Source organism: Pseudomonas sp. BN417 (assembly GCF_029871205.1).
Lineage (GTDB): Bacteria > Pseudomonadota > Gammaproteobacteria > Pseudomonadales > Pseudomonadaceae > Metapseudomonas.
In genome coordinates this window covers 99,842-118,156 of sequence record NZ_SSOJ01000115.1, presented here as the reverse complement: position 1 = coordinate 118,156, position 18,315 = coordinate 99,842, and the positions used below count along the sequence as shown (strand labels likewise).

General features: G+C 65.7%; 20 protein-coding genes. 11 read left to right on the top strand and 9 right to left on the bottom strand.

Annotated elements, in window-relative coordinates; translation table 11 throughout:
• Window positions 1-39: 39 nt before the first annotated feature.
• The 4 genes from E8F11_RS14595 to pilG all read right to left on the bottom strand — a co-directional run bounded on the left by E8F11_RS14595 (window position 40) and on the right by pilG (window position 3,645).
• Complete coding sequence (locus E8F11_RS14595; protein ID WP_280289528.1) at window positions 40-2,088, bottom strand: methyl-accepting chemotaxis protein; 2,049 nt, start codon at window positions 2,086-2,088, stop codon at window positions 40-42.
• A gap of 146 nt (window positions 2,089-2,234) precedes the next feature.
• A complete protein-coding gene (locus E8F11_RS14590) occupies window positions 2,235-2,771 on the bottom strand; it encodes a chemotaxis protein CheW (RefSeq protein ID WP_280289527.1) in 537 nt (178 codons plus the stop codon).
• Between the two features lie 55 nt (window positions 2,772-2,826).
• Entirely contained in the window at window positions 2,827-3,192 is a 366-nt protein-coding gene (pilH, locus tag E8F11_RS14585) for a twitching motility response regulator PilH (protein WP_280289526.1), read from the bottom strand.
• A 45-nt stretch (window positions 3,193-3,237) separates the two neighbouring features.
• Window positions 3,238-3,645 (bottom strand): twitching motility response regulator PilG, encoded by a 408-nt coding sequence (gene pilG, locus E8F11_RS14580; protein ID WP_280289525.1) that lies wholly within the window; start codon window positions 3,643-3,645, stop codon window positions 3,238-3,240.
• A 268-nt stretch (window positions 3,646-3,913) separates the two neighbouring features.
• On the opposite strand from pilG, the gene gshB reads away from it, so the two are divergent.
• The 7 genes from gshB to E8F11_RS14545 all read left to right on the top strand — a co-directional run bounded on the left by gshB (window position 3,914) and on the right by E8F11_RS14545 (window position 9,818).
• A complete protein-coding gene (gene gshB, locus E8F11_RS14575) occupies window positions 3,914-4,885 on the top strand; it encodes a glutathione synthase (protein WP_280289524.1) in 972 nt (323 codons plus the stop codon).
• Between the two features lie 87 nt (window positions 4,886-4,972).
• On the top strand, window positions 4,973-5,866 hold the full coding sequence (locus E8F11_RS14570; RefSeq protein ID WP_280289523.1) for an energy transducer TonB: 894 nt from the start codon (window positions 4,973-4,975) through the stop codon (window positions 5,864-5,866).
• 103 nt (window positions 5,867-5,969) lie between these two features.
• A complete protein-coding gene (locus E8F11_RS14565) occupies window positions 5,970-6,536 on the top strand; it encodes a YqgE/AlgH family protein (protein ID WP_280289522.1) in 567 nt (188 codons plus the stop codon).
• On the top strand, window positions 6,536-6,976 hold the full coding sequence (ruvX, locus tag E8F11_RS14560) for a Holliday junction resolvase RuvX (protein ID WP_280289521.1): 441 nt from the start codon (window positions 6,536-6,538) through the stop codon (window positions 6,974-6,976). Before E8F11_RS14565 ends, ruvX begins: the two co-directional genes overlap by 1 nt.
• Before the next feature lie 13 nt (window positions 6,977-6,989).
• Complete coding sequence (gene pyrR / locus E8F11_RS14555) at window positions 6,990-7,502, top strand: bifunctional pyr operon transcriptional regulator/uracil phosphoribosyltransferase PyrR (RefSeq protein ID WP_280289520.1); 513 nt, start codon at window positions 6,990-6,992, stop codon at window positions 7,500-7,502.
• Window positions 7,503-7,539: 37 nt separating this feature from the next.
• Window positions 7,540-8,547 carry an aspartate carbamoyltransferase catalytic subunit gene (locus E8F11_RS14550; RefSeq protein WP_280289519.1) on the top strand — a complete coding sequence of 336 codons (1,008 nt, stop codon included), beginning with the start codon at window positions 7,540-7,542 and terminating at the stop codon, window positions 8,545-8,547.
• Window positions 8,547-9,818, top strand: coding sequence for a dihydroorotase (locus tag E8F11_RS14545; protein WP_280289518.1), 1,272 nt, complete (start codon window positions 8,547-8,549; stop codon window positions 9,816-9,818). The genes E8F11_RS14550 and E8F11_RS14545 overlap by 1 nt, the downstream gene beginning before the upstream one ends.
• Window positions 9,819-10,027: 209 nt before the next feature.
• On the opposite strand, the gene E8F11_RS14540 is transcribed toward E8F11_RS14545, so the two are convergent.
• The 5 genes from E8F11_RS14540 to pilT all read right to left on the bottom strand — a co-directional run bounded on the left by E8F11_RS14540 (window position 10,028) and on the right by pilT (window position 15,481).
• Entirely contained in the window at window positions 10,028-11,212 is a 1,185-nt protein-coding gene (locus E8F11_RS14540; RefSeq protein WP_280289517.1) for a PLP-dependent aspartate aminotransferase family protein, read from the bottom strand.
• On the bottom strand, window positions 11,209-12,588 hold the full coding sequence (locus tag E8F11_RS14535) for a pyridoxal-phosphate dependent enzyme (RefSeq protein WP_280289516.1): 1,380 nt from the start codon (window positions 12,586-12,588) through the stop codon (window positions 11,209-11,211). Before E8F11_RS14535 ends, E8F11_RS14540 begins: the two co-directional genes overlap by 4 nt.
• 115 nt (window positions 12,589-12,703) lie before the next feature.
• Window positions 12,704-13,099 carry a TM2 domain-containing protein gene (locus E8F11_RS14530; protein ID WP_280289515.1) on the bottom strand — a complete coding sequence of 132 codons (396 nt, stop codon included), beginning with the start codon at window positions 13,097-13,099 and terminating at the stop codon, window positions 12,704-12,706.
• A gap of 162 nt (window positions 13,100-13,261) precedes the next feature.
• Window positions 13,262-14,407, bottom strand: a complete 1,146-nt coding sequence (locus tag E8F11_RS14525; protein ID WP_280289514.1) for a PilT/PilU family type 4a pilus ATPase — start codon at window positions 14,405-14,407, stop codon at window positions 13,262-13,264.
• Window positions 14,408-14,446: 39 nt separating this feature from the next.
• Complete coding sequence (gene pilT / locus E8F11_RS14520) at window positions 14,447-15,481, bottom strand: type IV pilus twitching motility protein PilT (RefSeq protein ID WP_280289513.1); 1,035 nt, start codon at window positions 15,479-15,481, stop codon at window positions 14,447-14,449.
• Window positions 15,482-15,698: 217 nt separating this feature from the next.
• Here pilT and E8F11_RS14515 point away from each other — a divergent pair, with 217 nt between their 5' ends.
• From E8F11_RS14515 to E8F11_RS14500, 4 genes are read left to right on the top strand one after another with little or no spacing between them, the layout of a single operon-like run.
• The gene (locus tag E8F11_RS14515; RefSeq protein WP_280289512.1) at window positions 15,699-16,391 is read left to right on the top strand and encodes a YggS family pyridoxal phosphate-dependent enzyme; all 693 of its coding nucleotides are present in this window, start codon (window positions 15,699-15,701) and stop codon (window positions 16,389-16,391) included.
• Window positions 16,392-16,405: 14 nt separating this feature from the next.
• Complete coding sequence (proC, locus tag E8F11_RS14510) at window positions 16,406-17,224, top strand: pyrroline-5-carboxylate reductase (protein WP_280289511.1); 819 nt, start codon at window positions 16,406-16,408, stop codon at window positions 17,222-17,224.
• 10 nt (window positions 17,225-17,234) lie between these two features.
• Window positions 17,235-17,828, top strand: a complete 594-nt coding sequence (locus E8F11_RS14505) for a YggT family protein (RefSeq protein WP_077524149.1) — start codon at window positions 17,235-17,237, stop codon at window positions 17,826-17,828.
• Complete coding sequence (locus E8F11_RS14500) at window positions 17,828-18,124, top strand: DUF167 domain-containing protein (protein WP_280289510.1); 297 nt, start codon at window positions 17,828-17,830, stop codon at window positions 18,122-18,124. The genes E8F11_RS14505 and E8F11_RS14500 overlap by 1 nt, the downstream gene beginning before the upstream one ends.
• Window positions 18,125-18,315 lie beyond the last annotated feature (191 nt).

The following is an 18,315-nucleotide window of genomic DNA, read 5'->3' as shown; positions in this document are numbered from 1 at the left end:
CCGTCGTGCCGCGGCCTCAGGCCGCGGCGCCTCCCCTGGTCAGGCTATGTCCTGGGTTTCCGGCAGCTTGAAGCCGGAAACCGACTTGCGCATCTCGCTGGCCATCTTCGCCAGGTTGCCGATGCTCTTCGCGGTCGCAGTGGTACCGGCGGAGGTCTGCGAGGTGATCTCCTGGATCACGTTCATGGTGTTGGAGATATGGCCGGCCGAGGATGCTTGCTGACGAGCGGCGTTGGAGATGTTCTGGATCAGCGCCGCGAGGGTCTTGGATACCTTCTCGATCTCTTCCAGGGCCACACCGGCGTCCTGGGCCAGACGGGCACCGCGGACCACTTCGGAGGTGGTCTGCTCCATGGAGATCACCGCCTCGTTGGTGTCGGTCTGGATGGTCTTCACCAGCGCCTCGATCTGCTTGGTCGCGGCGGAGGAACGTTCCGCGAGGCGCTGTACCTCGTCCGCTACCACGGCGAAGCCACGGCCCGCGTCGCCGGCCATGGACGCCTGGATCGCGGCGTTCAGGGCGAGGATGTTGGTCTGGTCGGCGATGTCGTTGATCAGGCTGACGATGTCACCGATCTCCTGGGACGATTCACCGAGGCGCTTGATCCGCTTCGAGGTGTCCTGGATCTGCTCACGGATGTTGTCCATGCCGGTGATGGTGTTGTGCACCACTTCGTTGCCCTTGTTGGCGATGGCTACGGAACGCTCCGCTACCGCCGAGGATTCCGAGGCGTTCGCCGATACCTGGTCAATGGACACGGCCATTTCGTTGATTGCGGCGGAGGCGCCGGCAATTTCCTGGGCCTGGTGCTCGGAAGCCTCGGCCAGGTGCATGGCGGTGGCCTGGGTTTCCTGGGCGGCGGCGGCCACCTGCACGGCAGTCAGGTTGATGGTCTCCACCAGCTCGCGGAGCTGGTCGATGGAGTAGTTGATCGAGTCGGCGATGGCGCCGGTGAAGTCCTCGGTCACTGTCGCGGCCACGGTCAGGTCACCGTCGGCGAGGTCGGCGATTTCGTCGAGCAGACGCAGGATCGCCGCCTGGTTACGTTCGTTCTTCGCGGCGGTCTCGGCCAGCCGGCTGCGGGTGCTCTGCACCATGACCAGGCCGATGAGGATGATCGAGCCCAGGGCCAGCACGCCCAGCACGTAGCCGGCGAAGCTGTTCATGTCACGGCTGGAAGCCAGGTTCTCGAAGCCGTTGGTCAGCGCGGAAGCCTTGTCCAGCAGGGTCTGGGAACCGGTGAAGATGGTGTTGGCGGACTCGCGGACCTGGAAGAGCTCGGGCGAGGTCTCGAGGATCTCGTCCACCGAACCGGAGACGAATTCGAAGAGCTCGGCGATCTCCTGCAGGCGCTCCAGGGCCTCGGTATTGGTGACCTTGGAGATCTCCATGGCCGGATTGCCTTCGCGCATGGCGGTCAGTACGCGGCCGAACAGGCTGGCGTCGCGACCGAACATGTCGGCGGCCTGGACCGAGTCCTCGTCACCGGCCAGCACCTTGTTCACCGAGCCGAGGATACGTTCGGCCAGCAGCGACTGGCGCTGGGCGACCGATACCTGGCTGGCGGGCGCGCCGCTTTCCAGCAGGATGTCCACCACTTCCTCGTACTCGACCTGCAGCTGCGGGATGGTTTCGGCCAGGGTGGCGGCTACCTGGTGCAGGGAGAGTACGGTCTGCTCGCTGGCCAGGATGGCGTCGGCGTTCTTGCGCAGGCTGTCCCAGTCCTTCTGCACCGCGTCCATCTCGACTTTCACGGGGGCCGGCGCGGCCGGCAGACCGGTGGCGCTGTCGCCTTTGACGAGGTGGTTCCAGCGCTGTTCGAAGTCGTTGCGCGCATCCTTCAGCAAGGCAAAGGCCTCGGCCTTGCCCGCCGCGGCCTCGCTGGAGTTCTTGGCGATACGCTGGGAGAGCACACGCAGCTCACCGGCGTGGCTGATGTATTCCTTGTCGTAGTTCGCCTGGGTGTTGAGGTACGCGAAGTTCGCGAACAGCAGCACGATGGCGATGATCAGGACCACAAAGAGTCCGGCGATCAGCGACGTACTGCGCACCCCGGAAAACAGATTGCCTGCGTTCAGTCTTTTCATTATCGGGCCCCCGCCTGGACCAACCACTCAACGATTCCCATGTAACGCCAAAGGGCCGGCGAAGCCGGCCCAACCGTGAAGCCACGACCCCGGCAACCGTGCCCCGGTGGTCGTTGCGGGGCGCCTGACGGCGCTCCGCGTCGAATCTATACCGCCACTTCGAGGAACGCCTGATGCTGCGCCAGCGCGTGAGGACTGAACACCAGCCAGGGTTGCTCGCGGTGGAAGACACCATGGATGAAGGGCTGGATGCTGGCCTCCAGCGGGGGCAATTCCTCGCTGAAGGCGTCGACCAGGAAATGCTGCATGCCGAAGACTTCGTCGACGATGAGCCCGGCGAAGATCTCCTGGTGGTCCACCACCAGGACCCGGCGCTGCTTGCGCAGGGGCGACAGTTCATTGCCGAAGAAACCGCACAGGTCCATGACCGGCAACAGGCGTCCGCGCACGTTGGCGACGCCCTTGACCCAGCTCTTCACGCCCGGCAACAGGGTATGGCGCGGCTCGTGCAGCACTTCGCTGACCTCGCCCATGGGCGCCACGAACAGGCGCTCGCCCATGCGAAAGCCGATGCCGCTCCAGCTCTGCACCACCTGCTGTTGCGCAGGCAGGCCCGCCGCCAGCGCGCGACAGCGCTGGTCGATCTCGTAGAGGAGCTGGAAGGGAGTCTGCGGATCCGACATGGCGACCGGCCTTGGCCTGTTTCTAATAATTATTGGTTCAGGGACCGGCGCGGCATCAGCCGGCCAGTACCGAGTTCAGCGTCTTGATCAGCGTGTCTTCTTCGATCGGCTTGGTCAGGTAGTCGCGCGCGCCCTGGCGCTTGCCCCAGACCTTGTCGGTTTCCTGGTCCTTGGTGGTGACTATGACCACCGGGATATGGCTGGTCTCGCCGTCCTTGGTCAGCTGACGGGTCGCCTGGAAGCCGTTCAGGCCGGGCATGACGATGTCCATCAGGACGGCGTCCGGCTTCTCCTGGCGGGCCAGGGCCACGCCGTCGGCGCCATTCTCGGCCTTGAGCACCTGGTGACCGTGCTTCTCGAGCATCGCGGTCAGCTTGTACATCTCGGTCGGCGAGTCATCAACAATCAGAATACGAGCCATGGTGTTCCCCATACGGAAAGGCTTCACCGGCCATCAGGCCGGACTTCAGGAGACTTGCTCCACCGGGGTGAAATCGGGGACGTGGGTCTTGATCGCGCCGAGCAGCTCTTCCTTGCTGAAGGGCTTGGTGAGGTACTGATCGGAGCCGACGATGCGACCCTTGGCCTTGTCGAACAGGCCGTCCTTGGAGGACAGCATGATCACCGGGGTGGACTTGAAAGCACTGTTGTTCTTGATCAGGGCGCAGGTTTGATACCCGTCCAGGCGCGGCATCATGATGTCGACGAAGATGATGTTCGGGTGGGAATCGGCGATCTTGGCCAGGGCATCGAAACCATCGACCGCGGTGATGACCTCGCAACCCACTTTTTTCAGCAGAGTCTCGGCGGTGCGACGAATCGTTTTCGAATCGTCGATCACCATGACCTTCAAACCCTCGGAATGCTGTTCCATGTTCGCCCTACCATCGCCTCGGTGAGTCGTTATTCTGCTTTATATATGTGCCTGAGGCCCTGCTACCGACGGGCTACGACCCAATCGTCGGGCCTTTTTAGCACAGTCTCCAGACGCAAGCTACACGGCGTCCGCTTCTGCGATTCGTCCCATTCCCGGGAAGGTTTTTTCCTTGACCACAGTCAATGCCGGCGCCACCCTGAGCGCCTCATCCAACCGGCCCGCCGCCATCGGCGCGCCCCTTGAAACCTGTTGCGGAGACCCCCCCATGAGCGTTCGCCTCGGGATCGTCATGGACCCCATTGCGCAAATCTCCTTCAAGAAGGACAGCTCCCTGGCCATGCTTCTGGCCGCCCAGGAGCGCGGCTGGTCGCTGTACTACATGGAGCAGCAGGACCTATACCAGAAAAACGGTGAAGCTCGCGCGCGCATGCGCCCCTTGAAAGTTTTCCTCGACCCGGAGCACTGGTTCGAGCTGGAGGCCGAGACCGACACCCCGCTGGCCGAGCTGGACGTGATCCTGATGCGCAAGGACCCGCCCTTCGACAACGAGTTCGTCTACTCCACCTACCTGCTGGAACAGGCCGAACGGGCCGGCGTGCTGGTGGTCAACCGCCCGCAGAGCCTGCGTGACTGCAACGAGAAGTTCTTCGCCACCCTGTTTCCCCAGTGCGCGCCGCCAACCGTGGTCAGCCGACGAGCGGACATTCTGCGCGAGTTTGCCGAAGAACAGCGTGACATCATTCTCAAACCCCTTGATGGCATGGGCGGTTCCTCGATTTTCCGCCACCGCGCCGGCGACCCGAACCTCTCGGTGATCCTCGAGACCCTCACCGGCCATGGCCGCCACCAGATCATGGCGCAGCGCTATCTGCCGGCGATCAAGGACGGCGACAAGCGCATCCTGATGATCGACGGCGAACCGGTGCCCTACTGCCTGGCACGCATACCCGCCGCGGGTGAAACCCGCGGCAACCTGGCCGCCGGCGGCCGCGGCGTGGCCCAGCCGCTCTCCGACCGCGACCGCGAGATCGCCGCCATCGTCGGCCCCACCCTGCGCGAAAAAGGCCTGCTGTTCGTCGGACTGGACGTGATCGGCGAACACCTCACCGAAATCAACGTCACCAGCCCAACCTGCATCCGCGAGATCGACAAGGCCTATGACACGCGCATCGGCGAGCGCCTGATGGATGCCATCGACGGCAAGCTGAAGGCGACAGGCCGCAAGCGCCAAGCTTGACGCAGCTAACAGCTTGGCGCTTGTCGCTTGCAGCTCGCCGCTCGACTTGGGCAGACTGCGCGGCTATCTGAAGCAAGCTGACTGGCGATGAACGCAGCCGTGAATACTCCCACCCAACTGTCCGCCGGCGTACGCCCGGCGGACCGGCTGGGCTTTACCCTGTTCCTCGCCGCCGTGCTGCACGTCGCGCTGATCCTCGGGGTCGGCTTCACCATTGGCGACCCCCAGCAAATCAGCAAGACCCTGGAAATCACCTTGGCCACCTTCAAGAGCGAAGAGAAGCCGAAGAAGGCCGATTTCCTCGCCCAGGCCAACCAGCAGGGCAGCGGCACCCTCGAACACAAGGCCAAGCCCAAGACCACCGAGAAGGCGCCCTTCCAGGACAAGGAAATCCGCAAGGCCACCCCGCCGGCCGCGCCGCCGCAAGCGCCGAAGAAGGAAGCGCCCAAGGCCGCCGTGGCCAGCAAGAGCCCGCAGCCGCAGAAGACCACGGTCAAGCGCGAGCAGACCAAGCCCCGGCCCGAAAGCAAGCCGGCGCCGACCTTCGACAGTTCGCAGCTCTCCGCCGAAATCGCCAGCCTCGAGGCCGAACTGGACAAGGATCGCCAGCTCTATGCCAAGCGCCCGCGCATCCACCGCCTCAGCGCCGCCTCGACCATGCGTGACAAGGGCGCCTGGTACAAGGAAGAGTGGCGCAAGAAGATCGAGCGCGTCGGCAACCTCAACTACCCGGAAGAAGCCCGCCGCCAGCGGATATACGGCAACCTGCGGCTGCTGGTGTCGATCAACCGCGACGGCACCCTTTACGAGGTGCAGGTGCTGGAATCCTCCGGCCAGCCGGTACTCGACCAGGGCGCCATGCGCATCGTCCGCCTCGCCGCGCCTTTCGCCCCCTTCACCGGCGACCTGGCCGACATCGACCGCCTGGAAATCATCCGCACCTGGCGCTTCGAACGCGGCGACCGCCTGTCGAGCAATTGAAAGCGGCTAGCCGGAATAGGCTCTAGGCTTCTACCAGGGTTGCCGAATCACGCGGTTGCGTTGCCGCTTGAAGCCTGCCGTCTTAAGCCTGAAACTAGCCGACATGAAAAGCGCACCGAGCTACCTCAAGCACCATTTCCTGATCGCCATGCCGCACATGGCCGATCCGAACTTCGCCCAGACCGTCACCTATCTGGTCGAGCACAACGACCAGGGCGCCATGGGGCTGGTGATCAACCGCCCCAACGGCCTGAGCCTGAGCGACGTGCTCGAACAGCTGCGCCCGGAATTCACCCCGCCGGCGCGCTGCCAGGGCCTGCCCATCTATGCCGGCGGCCCGGTCCAGACCGACCGCGGCTTCGTCCTGCATCCCACCGGCTACAGCTACCAGGCCACACTGGAGCTGGGCGAACTGGCGCTGTCCACCTCCCAGGACGTGCTCTTCGCCATCGCTGACGGCAGCGGCCCGCAGAAGAGTTTCGTGGCCCTCGGCTATGCCGGGTGGGACGCCGGCCAGCTCGAGGCCGAGCTCAGCGACAACGCCTGGCTGACCTGCCCGGCGGACCTGACCATTCTCTTCGATACCGCGTCCGACCAGCGCCTGGCCGCTGCGGCTGCGCGCCTGGGGGTCAACCTCAGCCTGCTCACCGCCCAGGCCGGGCACGCCTGATGGCCGAAGCCAAACCCCTGCGCCTGCTGCTCGGCTTCGATTACGGCACCAAACAGATAGGTGTCGCCGTCGGCCAGGCGGTAACCGGCCAGGCCCGCGAACTGCGCGTGCTGAAGGCGCAGAACGGCGTGCCCGACTGGCAACAGGTGGAAGCCCTGGTCCGTGAATGGCAGCCCGATGCCATGGTCGTCGGCCTGCCGCTGAACATGGACGGCAGCCCCAGCGACATGAGCGCCCGCGCGGAAAAATTCGCCCGGCGCCTGAACGGCCGCTTCAACCTGCCGGTCTTCACCCACGACGAACGCCTGACCACCTTCGAAGCCAAGGGCCACCGTCTGGCTCAAGGCCAGCACGGCGGCTACCGCGAGCGCCCGGTGGACGCCCTGGCCGCCGCGCTCCTGCTGGAAGGCTGGCTGGCCGAAAACTCCGCAACTTCCTAAGCGAGGACTGCCGATGACCCTGCCCAACCCCGCCGAACTGCTGCCGCGGATGGCCAGCGACCTGCAAGCCCACCTCAAGGCCCGAGGCATCGCCGAGCCACATTACATCGGCATCCGCACCGGTGGCGTCTGGGTCGCCCAGGCCCTGCTGGAAGCCCTCGGCCAGTCGGTCCCCATGGGCATCCTGGACGTTTCCTTCTATCGCGACGACTTCACCCAGAGCGGCCTGCACCCGCAAGTGCGCCCCTCCGAGCTACCCTTCGAGGTCGAAGGCCAGCACCTGGTGCTGATCGACGACGTGCTGATGAGCGGACGCACCGTGCGCGCGGCCCTCAACGAGCTGTTCGACTATGGCCGCCCCGCCAGTGTGACCCTGGTCTGCCTGCTCGACCTCAACGCCCGCGAACTGCCGATCCGCCCCGACGTGGTCGGCGCAACCCTGTCCCTGGGCGCCACGGAACGGGTAAAATTGCTCGGCCCCGCGCCGCTCACCCTCGAGCGCCAGGACCTCGCTTCGCCAGCCTGATCCTCCCGATTCCTCGTAACCTTTCAGGGCCTGCCCCATGCCGACAGACGCCAAGCGCCCGCTGCAGCTCAACGACCAGGGCCAGCTGCGCCACTTCCTCTCGCTCGACGGTCTGCCCCGCGAGCTGCTGACGGAAATCCTCGACACCGCCGACTCCTTCCTCGAAGTCGGCGCCCGCGCCGTGAAAAAAGTCCCGCTGCTGCGCGGCAAGACGGTGTGCAACGTGTTCTTCGAGAACTCCACCCGCACCCGCACCACCTTCGAGCTGGCGGCCCAGCGCCTGTCTGCCGACGTCATCACCCTCAACGTCTCCACCTCCTCCACCAGCAAGGGCGAGACCCTGTTCGACACCCTGCGCAACCTGGAGGCCATGGCCGCCGACATGTTCGTGGTGCGCCACGCCGACTCCGGCGCTGCCCACTTCATCGCCGAGCACGTCTGCCCGGACGTGGCCATCATCAACGGCGGTGACGGCCGCCACGCGCACCCGACCCAGGGCATGCTCGACATGCTCACCATTCGCCGCCACAAGGGCAGTTTCGAGAACCTCTCGGTGGCCATAGTCGGCGACGTGCTGCATTCGCGCGTGGCCCGCTCCAACATGCTCGCCTTGCGCACCCTGGGCTGCCCGGACATCCGCGTAATCGGACCCAAGACCCTGATCCCGGTGGGCGTCGAGCAGTATGGCGTGAAGGTCTACACCGACCTCGCCGAAGGCCTGAAGGACGTGGACGTCGTGATCATGCTGCGCCTGCAGCGCGAGCGCATGCAGGGCGGCCTGCTGCCCAGCGAGGGCGAGTTCTACAAGCTCTACGGCCTGAACACCCAACGCCTGGCGCTGGCCAAGCCGGACGCCATCGTCATGCACCCGGGCCCGATCAACCGCGGCGTCGAGATCGAGTCCGCCGTGGCCGACGGCGCCCAGTCGGTGATCCTCAACCAGGTCACCTACGGCATCGCCGTGCGCATGGCCGTGCTCTCCATGGCCATGAGCGGCCAGGCCGCACAACGCCAACTGAACCAGGAAGCCGAGGAACTGAACTGATGCGAACCCACATCCTCGGCGCCCGCCTGATCGACCCGGCCAGCGGCCACGACCAGGTCACCGACCTCTTCCTCGAAGGTGGCAAGGTGGTCGCCCTCGGCAAGGCCCCGGCCGGCTTCGAGAGCGACAAGCAGATAGACGCCAAGGGCCTTGTAGCCGCTCCCGGCCTGGTGGACCTCTCCGTCGCCCTGCGCGAGCCCGGTTACAGCCGCAAGGGCAATATCGCCAGCGAAACCCTGGCGGCCGCCAGTGGCGGCGTGACCAGCCTCTGCTGCCCGCCCCTGACCCGCCCGGTGCTGGACACCCCGGCCGTGGCCGAGATGATCCTCGACCGCGCCCAGGAAGCCGGCAATGCCAAGGTCTTCCCCATCGGCGCCCTGACCAAGGGCCTGGCCGGCGAGCAATTGTCCGAGCTGGTGGCCCTGCGCGACGTCGGCTGCGTGGCCTTCGGCAACGGCCTGGCCACCTTCGCCAGCAACCGCATCCAGCGCCGCGCCCTGGAATACGCGGCCACCTTCGACCTGACGGTGGTCTTCCACTCCCAGGACGCCTCCCTGGCCGAAGGCGGCTTGGCCCACGAAGGCCCCACCGCCAGCTTCCTCGGCCTCGCTGGCATCCCGGAAACCGCCGAGACCGTGGCCATGGCCCGCGACCTGCTGCTGGTGGAACAGAGCGGCGTGCGCGCCCACTTCAGCCAGATCTCCAGCGCCCGCGGCGCCCAGATGATCGCCGAAGCCCAGGCCCGCGGCCTGCCGGTCACCGCCGATGTCGCGATGTACCAGCTGATCCTCACCGACGAGGCGCTGATCGACTTCTCCAGCCTCTACCACGTACAGCCGCCGCTGCGCACCCGCGCCGACCGCGACGGCCTGCGCGAGGCGGTGAAGAGCGGCGTGATCTCCGCCATCTCCAGCCACCACCAGCCCCACGAGCCGGACGCCAAGCTCGCGCCCTTCGGCGCCACCGAGCCGGGCATCAGCAGCGTGGAGCTGCTGCTGCCGCTGGCCATGACCCTGGTGCAGGACGGCCTGCTCGACCTGCCCACCCTGCTCGCCCGCCTCACCGCCGGCCCGGCCCGCGCCCTGCGCCTGCCCGCCGGCCGCCTGGCCGTGGGTGCCCCGGCGGACCTGGTGCTGTTCGATCCGCAGGCCTCCACCCTGGCCGGCGAAACCTGGAACTCCAAGGGCGACAACTGCCCCTTCATCGGCCACTGCCTGCCGGGCAAGGTGCGCTACACCCTGGTGGATGGCCGGATCATCTTCCAGGCCTGATTCCGCTTGTTCGACGAAAAAGCCCGCCAACTGGCGGGCTTTTTCTTGATCGCAGCTCTCATCCGATGGCCCCCGGGAGTGAATTCATTCGAGAAACGGTCGGAAAGCTTCCCGTGGGTTGATGTTGAGCGCAGCGAAGCCCAACGATCACACCGTGGCCCGCCATCCCGCCGATCTCCCATAGGGAGATGGGCTGAGGGGCGCGAACCTCACACCCTCGCCAACGCCTGGGCCAGGTCCGCGCGCAGGTCTTCCACGTCCTCCACCCCCACCGACAGCCGCACCAGCGAGTCGCCGATGCCGATCTCGGCGCGGGTCGCGGCCGGGATGCTGGCGTGGGTCATGATCGCCGGGTGCTCGATCAGGCTTTCCACGCCGCCGAGGCTTTCGGCCAAGGTAAAGATGTTCACCGCTTCGAGGAAGCGCCGGGTGCCGGCCAGGTCGCTGGCGAGGTCCATGGAGATCATCCCGCCGTAGCCGTGCATCTGCCGGCGCGCCAGGCCGTGCTGCGGGTGGGACTGCAGGCCGGGGTAGTAGACCCGCGCCACCTGCGGCTGCTGTTCCAGCCAGTAGGCCAGTTCCAGGGCGTTGCTGCAGTGCCGTTCCATGCGCAGGGCCAGGGTCTTGACCCCGCGCAGGGTGAGGAAGGCATCGAAGGGGCCAGCGATGGCACCCACCGCGTTCTGCAGGAAGCCCAGGCGCTCGCGCCATTCACGCTGGCGCTCATCCTTGCCGACTATGGCGATGCCGCCAATCACGTCGGAGTGGCCATTGAGGTACTTGGTGGTGGAATGCACCACCACATCGAAGCCCAGCTCCAGCGGGCGCTGGGTCCAGGGGCTGGCGAAGGTGTTGTCGGCAACGGCCATGATGCCGCGTTGCCGACACAGGCCGGCGATCGCCTCGAGGTCGGCCAGGCGCAGCAGCGGGTTGCTCGGGGTTTCCACCCAGATCATGCGGGTATCGTCCTGGATCGAAGCCTCGATCAGGGCGATGTCGCTGAAATCGACGAAGCTGAAGCGGTGCCCGGCGCTGCGCTGGCGCACCTTGTCGAAGAGTCGGAAGGTCCCGCCATAAAGGTCATTGCTGGAAAGGATGTGGGAACCGCTGTCGAGCAGTTCCAGCACCGTGGAGATGGCCGCGAGCCCGGAAGCGAAGGCGAAGGCCTGGGCCCCGCCCTCCAGGTCCGCGACGCAACGTTCCAGGGCCCAGCGCGTGGGGTTATGCGAACGCCCGTAATCCAGCCCCTTGTGCACACCGGGGCTGTCCTGGGCGTATGTGGAGTTGGCGTAGATCGGCGGCATGATGGCCCCGGTGGAGGGGTCCGGGGCCTGGCCGGCATGGATGACTCGAGTAGCGAAGGCACGCTGGCCGTTGTCGTCCTGCTGGCTCATGCAAGGGTCCTCCGCAGGTGGTTGAGCAGGTCGGAGCGGGTGATCAGTCCGTGGAAGCCGGATGCGTCGGCGATGATGGCCACCAGACCGCGGTCGAGCTCGGCCTGCAATTCCGCCAGGCTGGCGTCCGGCACCAGAGTCTCCAGGCGCGTGGTCATGACGCTCGCCACCGGCTGGCGGAAGTGCGTGGCATCGGCATGCACGCCGAGCAGGATGTCGGATTCGTCGACCACCCCTGCCAGTTGCCCATCCCGCAGCACCGGCAACTGCGAGACATCAGCCAGGCGCATGCGCTGGAAGGCGGTGAGCAGGGTGTCGTCCGGCCCAACGCTGATCACGCGGCCATCCTCGAAGCGCCGCGCGATGATGTCGCGCAGGTCGCCGTAGCGCTTGCGCGCCAGCAGGCCCTGATCGGTCATCCACTGGTCGTTGTAGACCTTGGACAGGTAGCGGGTGCCGGTATCGCAAACGAAGCTGACCACGCGCTTGGGCGTCTTCTGCTCGCGGCAGTAGCGCAGCGCCGCCGCCAGCAGGGTGCCGGTGGACGATCCGCCAGGAATGCCCTCGGCGCGCAGCAGCTCGCGGGCGTGGGCGAAGCTCTCTTCGTCGCTGATGGAGTAGGCGTGGCGCACGCTGGACAAGTCCGCAATGGACGGCACGAAGTCTTCGCCGATGCCCTCCACCGCCCAGGAGCCCACGGTGCCCAGGGTGCCGCTGCGCACGTACTCGGCCATCACTGAACCCACCGGGTCCGCGAGGATCATTTCCAGCTCGGGCTGCACCCGGCGGAAGTAGCGGGTCAAGCCGGTCAGGGTACCGGCGGAGCCGACACCCACCACTATGGCGTCCACGTCCTGTCCGGTCTGCTGCCAGATCTCCGGGCCGGTGGTGGACTCGTGGGCCAGGGGGTTGGCCGGGTTGTTGAACTGGTCGGCGAAGAAGGCGCCGGGAATCCCCGCCGCCAGGCGGCCGGCCAGGTCCTGGTAGTACTCGGGGTGGCCCTTGCCGACGTCGGAGCGGGTGATATGCACTTCGGCGCCCATGGCTTTCAGGTGCAGCACCTTCTCGGTGGACATCTTGTCCGGCACCACCAGCACCACCCGGTAACCCTTGGCCCGCCCCACCAGGGCCAGGCCCAGGCCGGTATTGCCGGCGGTGGCCTCGACTATGGTGCCGCCAGGCTTGAGCCGGCCATCGCGCTCGGCGCTGTTGATCATGGCGACGCCGATGCGGTCCTTGATCGAGCCGCCGGGGTTCTGGGATTCGAGCTTGAGAAACAGGGTGCAGAGACCCGTGTCGAAACGCGTGACCCGCACCAGCGGGGTGTTGCCGATCAGGTCGAGGACCGCGGGACGGACATCTTTGGCGCTGTTCATGGCGTCACCTCCTTGCGCGACCAGGGCGGGTGCGAAGCTGCACCCCTCGCACGAAAATAGGCTGCCCGGCAGAAGCCCGCCACGGGTTCCGACGAAGGGGGAGCAGAGCGGGAAGTCAGCGCGCGTTGAGCACCGAAACCTGGGTGTTCAGGGTCCAGAAGTCGTAGAGCACGCCGAGCAGGAAGAAGCCGCCGGTGAGCAGGTAGAGGATGCCGCTGATCCACTTGCCCTGGTACATGCGGTGCACGCCGAAGACGCCGAGGAAGGTCAGCAGGATCCAGGCGACGTTGTAGTCGTACTGGCCGGGATTGAAGCGCAGGGAAGCTTCGCGGTCCATGGACGGGATCAGGAACAGGTCGATGATCCAGCCGATGAAGAACAGGCCGAGGGTGAAGAACCAGATGGTCCCGGTCACCGGCTTGCCGTAGTAGAAACGGTGGGAACCGAGGAACCCGAAAATCCAGAGCAGGTAGCCGATGACCTTGCTGTGGGTGTCCTGACGTATGTCCATGCTGCCTCCTGCAGGGGTGTGTATATGACGCTGTCTTGCCCGGTTCCACCACCCGCTGGGTCGCGCACGCTCGGTGCCGACCTGCGGAGTGACGCCGCAGCGGAGCGCGCGGTCCGGGCATGAAGAAGCCCGCCGTAGCGGGCTCGTTCGCCGGGCGCGAGCTTAGCGGAATCGGCGCCCCGGGTTTTCTTCCGAAACCTGCAGCGACAGGCCGTCGCTCATGTGCTGCAGGTGCTCACCATCGGTTTCCGAGCCGAGCTTGATCAGCAGGCGCAGGTCGTTGGCCGAGTCGGCGTAGAGAAGCGCGTCTTCGTAGGTGATCTCGCCCTGGGAGTAGAGGTTGAAGAGCGCCTGGTCGAAGGTCTGCATGCCTTGCTCGGTGGAGCGCTTCATCAGGGCCTTGAGCTCGTGCACCTCGCCCTTGCGGATCAGGTCGGCAGCCAGCGGGGTGTTCAGCAGCACCTCGATCACCGCGCGACGGCCCTTGCCGTCGGGGGTCGGCACCAGTTGCTGGGCGACTATCGCCTTGAGGTTGAGCGACAGGTCCATCCAGACCTGCTGCTGCCGGTCGGCGGGGAAGAAGTTGATGATCCGGTCCAGCGCCTGGTTGGCATTGTTGGCGTGCAGGGTGGCCAGGCAGAGGTGGCCGGTTTCGGCGAAGGCGATGGCGTGGTCCATGGTTTCGCGGGTCCGCACCTCACCGATCAGGATCACGTCCGGCGCCTGGCGCAGGGTGTTCTTCAGGGCCACCTCGAAGGACTCGGTGTCGATGCCCACCTCACGCTGGGTGACGATGCAGCTCTGGTGCTGGTGGATGAACTCGATGGGGTCTTCGATGGAGATGATGTGGCCGCTGCTGTTCCTGTTGCGGTGGCCGATCATGGCCGCCAGGGAGGTCGATTTACCCGTACCGGTGGCGCCGACGAAGAGCACCAGGCCGCGCTTGGTCAGCGACAGCTTCTTGAGGACTTCCGGCAGCTTGAGCTCTTCGATGGTGGGGATGGTGGTCTCGATCCGGCGCAGCACCATGCCCACCAGGTTGCGCTGGTAGAAGGCGCTGACGCGGAAGCGGCCGATGCCCCGCGCACTGATGGCGAAGTTGCACTCGTGGCGCTCGGCGAATTCGCGCCGCTGCTGCTCGTTCATCACGCCGACCACCGTTTCCCGGGTCATTTCCGGCGACATGGCGTTCTTGGTCACCGGCATGATCTTGCCATTGACCTTCATAGACGGCGGCACACCTGCCGTGATGAACAGGTCGGAACCACCTTTTTCCACCATCAGGCGCAGCAGTTTCTCGAATTCCATGACGTTCTCGCTGTTCGGTTCCGGCGCCACGCGGGTGGCTTAGAAGTTTTCCGGGCTCTTGGCCTTTTCCCGGGCGCTCTCGCGGCTGACCAGCCCTTTGGCCACCAGCCCCTTGAGGCACATGTCCAGGGTCTGCATGCCGAGGGAGCCGCCGGTCTGGATGGCGGAATACATCTGCGCCACCTTGTCTTCGCGGATCAGGTTACGGATGGCCGGGGTGCCGATCATGATCTCGTGGGCCGCCACCCGGCCGCCGCCGATCTTCTTCAGCAGGGTCTGGGAGATCACCGACTGCAGGGATTCGGAGAGCATGGAGCGGACCATGGACTTTTCCTCGGCGGGGAAGACGTCGACCACCCGGTCGATGGTCTTGGCCGCGGAGGTGGTGTGCAGGGTGCCAAACACCAGGTGGCCGGTTTCCGCGGCGGTCAGCGCCAGGCGGATGGTCTCCAGGTCACGCATCTCGCCGACCAGGATGATGTCCGGGTCTTCCCGCAGTGCCGAGCGCAGCGCTTCGTTGAAACCCAGGGTGTCGCGGTGCACTTCCCGCTGGTTGATCAGGCACTTCTTAGATTCGTGGACGAATTCGATCGGGTCTTCCACCGTGAGGATGTGGTGGTACTTGGTGCTGTTCAGGTAGTCGAGCATGGCCGCCAGGGTGGTGGACTTGCCCGAACCGGTGGGGCCGGTGACCAGCACCAGGCCACGGGGCACGTCGGAGATCTTCTTGAAGATCTCGCCCATCCCCAGGTCTTCCATGGTCAGCACCTTGGAGGGAATGGTCCGGAACACGGCACCGGCGCCGCGGTTCTGGTTGAAGGCGTTGACCCGGAAACGCGCGACGCCAGGCACTTCGAAGGAGAAGTCGGTCTCGAGGAACTCTTCGTAATCCTTGCGTTGCTTGTCGTTCATGATGTCGTAGATCAACGCGTGGACCTGCTTGTGGTCCAGGGCCGGCAGGTTGATCCGGCGCACGTCGCCGTCGACGCGAATCATGGGTGGCAGGCCGGAGGAGAGGTGCAGGTCCGACGCGCCCTGCTTGGCGCTGAAGGCAAGCAGCTCAGTAATGTCCATGGGGGCTCCCCAATTCCAAGCAAACGGGTTGCAGGCCGCTGAAAAACCACTGCGCCGCGCCAAACGGTGTCGAAGCCACCGCGAACTGCACATTCTCCATAGGTAGACTGCGCTTTTTCGCCGGCTTGCGCCCGGACTGGTCGCCGCTCGCTACATTTTTCAACGGCCTGTTAGAATGCCGCAGACCCCACTCAGGCCGGGCTGTAGAGCGCAGGTAATGTCCACGATAGCAGACAATATTGCAAAGGTTCGAGCGCGTATCCGTGAGGCGGCGCAAGCCTCTGGAAGAGATTTTTCAAGTGTCGGCCTGTTGGCCGTGAGCAAGACCAAACCTGCCGACGCCATACGCGAGGCCCATGCCGCCGGCGTCGCCGATTTCGGCGAGAACTACCTGCAGGAAGCCCTGGCCAAGCAGGCCGAGCTCACCGACCTGGGCCTGACCTGGCATTTCATCGGTCCCATCCAGTCGAACAAGACCAAAGCCATTGCAGAACATTTCCACTGGGTGCACTCGGTCGATCGCCTGAAGATCGCCGAACGCCTCTCCGCGCAACGCCCGGCGCAGCTGCCGCCGCTGAACATCTGCCTGCAGGTGAACGTCAGTGGCGAGGACAGCAAGTCCGGCTGCGCCCCCGAAGATCTGCCGGCCCTGGCCGCCGCCGTGGCCGAGCTGCCGAACCTGCGCCTGCGCGGCCTGATGGCCATCCCCGAACCTACCGACGACCGGGCGACGCAGCACGCCGCCTTTGCCCGACTGCGCCAGCTGCAGCAGGCACTGAACCCCTCCCTGGACACCCTGTCCATGGGCATGAGCCACGACCTCGAAGCGGCCATCGCGGAAGGCGCCACCTGGGTGCGCATCGGCACTGCACTGTTCGGCGCCCGCGACTACGGCCAGCCCACGCATTAGATAAGGAAGCATTCATGAGCACTCCCCGCATCGCATTCATCGGCGCCGGCAACATGGCCGCCAGCCTGATCGGTGGCCTGCGCGCCAAGGGCGTCGCCGCCGAGCATATCCGCGCCAGCGACCCGGGCGCCGAACAACGGGCGAAGATCGCCGCCGAGCACGGCATCGAGGTGCTGGAAAGCAACGCCGACGCCGTGCAAGGCGCCGATGTGGTGGTCCTGGCGATCAAGCCGCAAGTCATGAAGACCGTCTGCCAGGCCCTGGCGCCCAGCCTCACGGAAGGCCAGCTGGTGGTGTCCATCGCCGCCGGCATCACCTGCGCCAGCCTGGCCGCCTGGCTCGGCCCGCGCCCGATCGTGCGCTGCATGCCCAACACCCCGGCGCTGGTTGGCCAGGGCGCCAGCGGCCTGTACGCCAACACCGAGGTCAGCGCCGCCCAGCGCGAGCAGGCCGAGCAGCTGCTGTCCGCCGTCGGCATTGCCCTCTGGCTGGATGAGGAAAGACTGATCGACGCGGTGACCGCCGTATCCGGTAGCGGCCCGGCCTACTTCTTCCTGCTGATGGAGGCCATGACCGCTGCCGGCGAGAAACTCGGCCTGCCCCGCGCCACCGCCGAGCAGTTGACCCTGCAGACCGCCCTCGGCGCCGCGCGCATGGCCGTCGCCAGCGACGTCGATGCCGCCGAACTGCGCCGCCGCGTGACCTCGCCCAACGGCACCACCGAAGCGGCGATCAAGACTTTCCAGGCCGGCGGCTTCGAAGCCCTGGTGCAACAGGCCCTGACCGCCGCCGACCGGCGTTCGGCCGAACTGGCCGAACAACTGGGCCAATAAGGAGCTTTCGATGACCGGACTCAACACCGCTGCCATCTACGTGATCCAGACCCTCGGCAGCCTCTATCTGCTGATCGTCCTGCTGCGCTTCATCCTCCAGCTTGTCCGTGCCGACTTCTACAACCCGCTGAGCCAGTTCGTGGTGCGCGCCACCAAGCCGCTGCTCAACCCCCTGCGCAAGATCATCCCCGGCTTCGGCGGCCTCGACCTCGCCTCCCTGGTGCTGGCCATCCTGGTGCAGCTGCTGCTGATGGTCATCACCCTGACCCTGATGGGTTACGGCGTTGGCGGCTACCTGCTGCAGTTGCTGATCTGGTCGATCATCGGCGTCACCTCGCTGTTCCTGAAGGTGTTCTTCTTTGCCCTGATCATCAGCGTGATCCTCTCCTGGGTCGCCCCCGGCAGCTACAACCCCGGTGCGCAACTGGTGAACCAGATCTGCGAACCCCTGCTGATGCCTTTCCGCAAGCTGCTGCCGAACCTTGGCGGCCTGGATATTTCGCCGATCTTCGCCTTCATTGCGCTGAAGCTGCTGGATATGCTGGTGATCGGCAATCTCGCCGCCATGACCGGCATGCCGCAGATCCTCAGCCCCTTCCTCTGATGAGCTGGTACCGCTGGGCAGGCGAGGACCTGATCCTCGACTGCCACCTGCAGCCCAAGGCGAGCCGTGACGAGTTCGCCGGGCTGCACGGCGAACGCCTGAAGATCCGCCTCACCGCGCCGCCGGTGGAAGGCAAGGCCAATGCCCAGCTACGGGCCTTCCTGGCGGCGGCCTTCGGCGTCGCCAAGTCCCAGGTCAGCCTGGAAAGCGGCGAACTCAATCGGCAGAAACGCGTGCGTATCCAGAAGCCTCGAACCCTTCCCGACCTTCCCGGCCTGACCGCTCAGCAGCCCTGACCGACCTTAAGGCGGGCGCCGTCTTCGCGGCAATTGACGACCAATCCCCAAGGCGCATAATGCCGAGCAATGACCAGCTGGCACTGTGCTTTCATTTCGCCGGGGGAATATCTCCGGATGGAGTTGTGCGACCCACCAGCGTCGTCGTAACCGGTTCGAAGTTCGTCAATTCCCGTACGCAGGATGCGTGA

Bases quoted from the DNA above. Each gene is read 5' to 3' on its own strand.
- E8F11_RS14595 (WP_280289528.1), bottom strand. From the start codon at position 2,088: ATGAAAAGACTGAACGCAGGCAATCTGTTTTCCGGGGTGCGCAGTACG.
- E8F11_RS14590 (WP_280289527.1), bottom strand. From the start codon at position 2,771: ATGTCGGATCCGCAGACTCCCTTCCAGCTCCTCTACGAGATCGACCAG.
- pilH (WP_280289526.1), bottom strand. From the start codon at position 3,192: ATGGCTCGTATTCTGATTGTTGATGACTCGCCGACCGAGATGTACAAG.
- pilG (WP_280289525.1), bottom strand. From the start codon at position 3,645: ATGGAACAGCATTCCGAGGGTTTGAAGGTCATGGTGATCGACGATTCG.
- gshB (WP_280289524.1), top strand. From the start codon at position 3,914: ATGAGCGTTCGCCTCGGGATCGTCATGGACCCCATTGCGCAAATCTCC.
- E8F11_RS14570 (WP_280289523.1), top strand. From the start codon at position 4,973: ATGAACGCAGCCGTGAATACTCCCACCCAACTGTCCGCCGGCGTACGC.
- E8F11_RS14565 (WP_280289522.1), top strand. From the start codon at position 5,970: ATGAAAAGCGCACCGAGCTACCTCAAGCACCATTTCCTGATCGCCATG.
- ruvX (WP_280289521.1), top strand. From the start codon at position 6,536: ATGGCCGAAGCCAAACCCCTGCGCCTGCTGCTCGGCTTCGATTACGGC.
- pyrR (WP_280289520.1), top strand. From the start codon at position 6,990: ATGACCCTGCCCAACCCCGCCGAACTGCTGCCGCGGATGGCCAGCGAC.
- E8F11_RS14550 (WP_280289519.1), top strand. From the start codon at position 7,540: ATGCCGACAGACGCCAAGCGCCCGCTGCAGCTCAACGACCAGGGCCAG.
- E8F11_RS14545 (WP_280289518.1), top strand. From the start codon at position 8,547: ATGCGAACCCACATCCTCGGCGCCCGCCTGATCGACCCGGCCAGCGGC.
- E8F11_RS14540 (WP_280289517.1), bottom strand. From the start codon at position 11,212: ATGAGCCAGCAGGACGACAACGGCCAGCGTGCCTTCGCTACTCGAGTC.
- E8F11_RS14535 (WP_280289516.1), bottom strand. From the start codon at position 12,588: ATGAACAGCGCCAAAGATGTCCGTCCCGCGGTCCTCGACCTGATCGGC.
- E8F11_RS14530 (WP_280289515.1), bottom strand. From the start codon at position 13,099: ATGGACATACGTCAGGACACCCACAGCAAGGTCATCGGCTACCTGCTC.
- E8F11_RS14525 (WP_280289514.1), bottom strand. From the start codon at position 14,407: ATGGAATTCGAGAAACTGCTGCGCCTGATGGTGGAAAAAGGTGGTTCC.
- pilT (WP_280289513.1), bottom strand. From the start codon at position 15,481: ATGGACATTACTGAGCTGCTTGCCTTCAGCGCCAAGCAGGGCGCGTCG.
- E8F11_RS14515 (WP_280289512.1), top strand. From the start codon at position 15,699: ATGTCCACGATAGCAGACAATATTGCAAAGGTTCGAGCGCGTATCCGT.
- proC (WP_280289511.1), top strand. From the start codon at position 16,406: ATGAGCACTCCCCGCATCGCATTCATCGGCGCCGGCAACATGGCCGCC.
- E8F11_RS14505 (WP_077524149.1), top strand. From the start codon at position 17,235: ATGACCGGACTCAACACCGCTGCCATCTACGTGATCCAGACCCTCGGC.
- E8F11_RS14500 (WP_280289510.1), top strand. From the start codon at position 17,828: ATGAGCTGGTACCGCTGGGCAGGCGAGGACCTGATCCTCGACTGCCAC.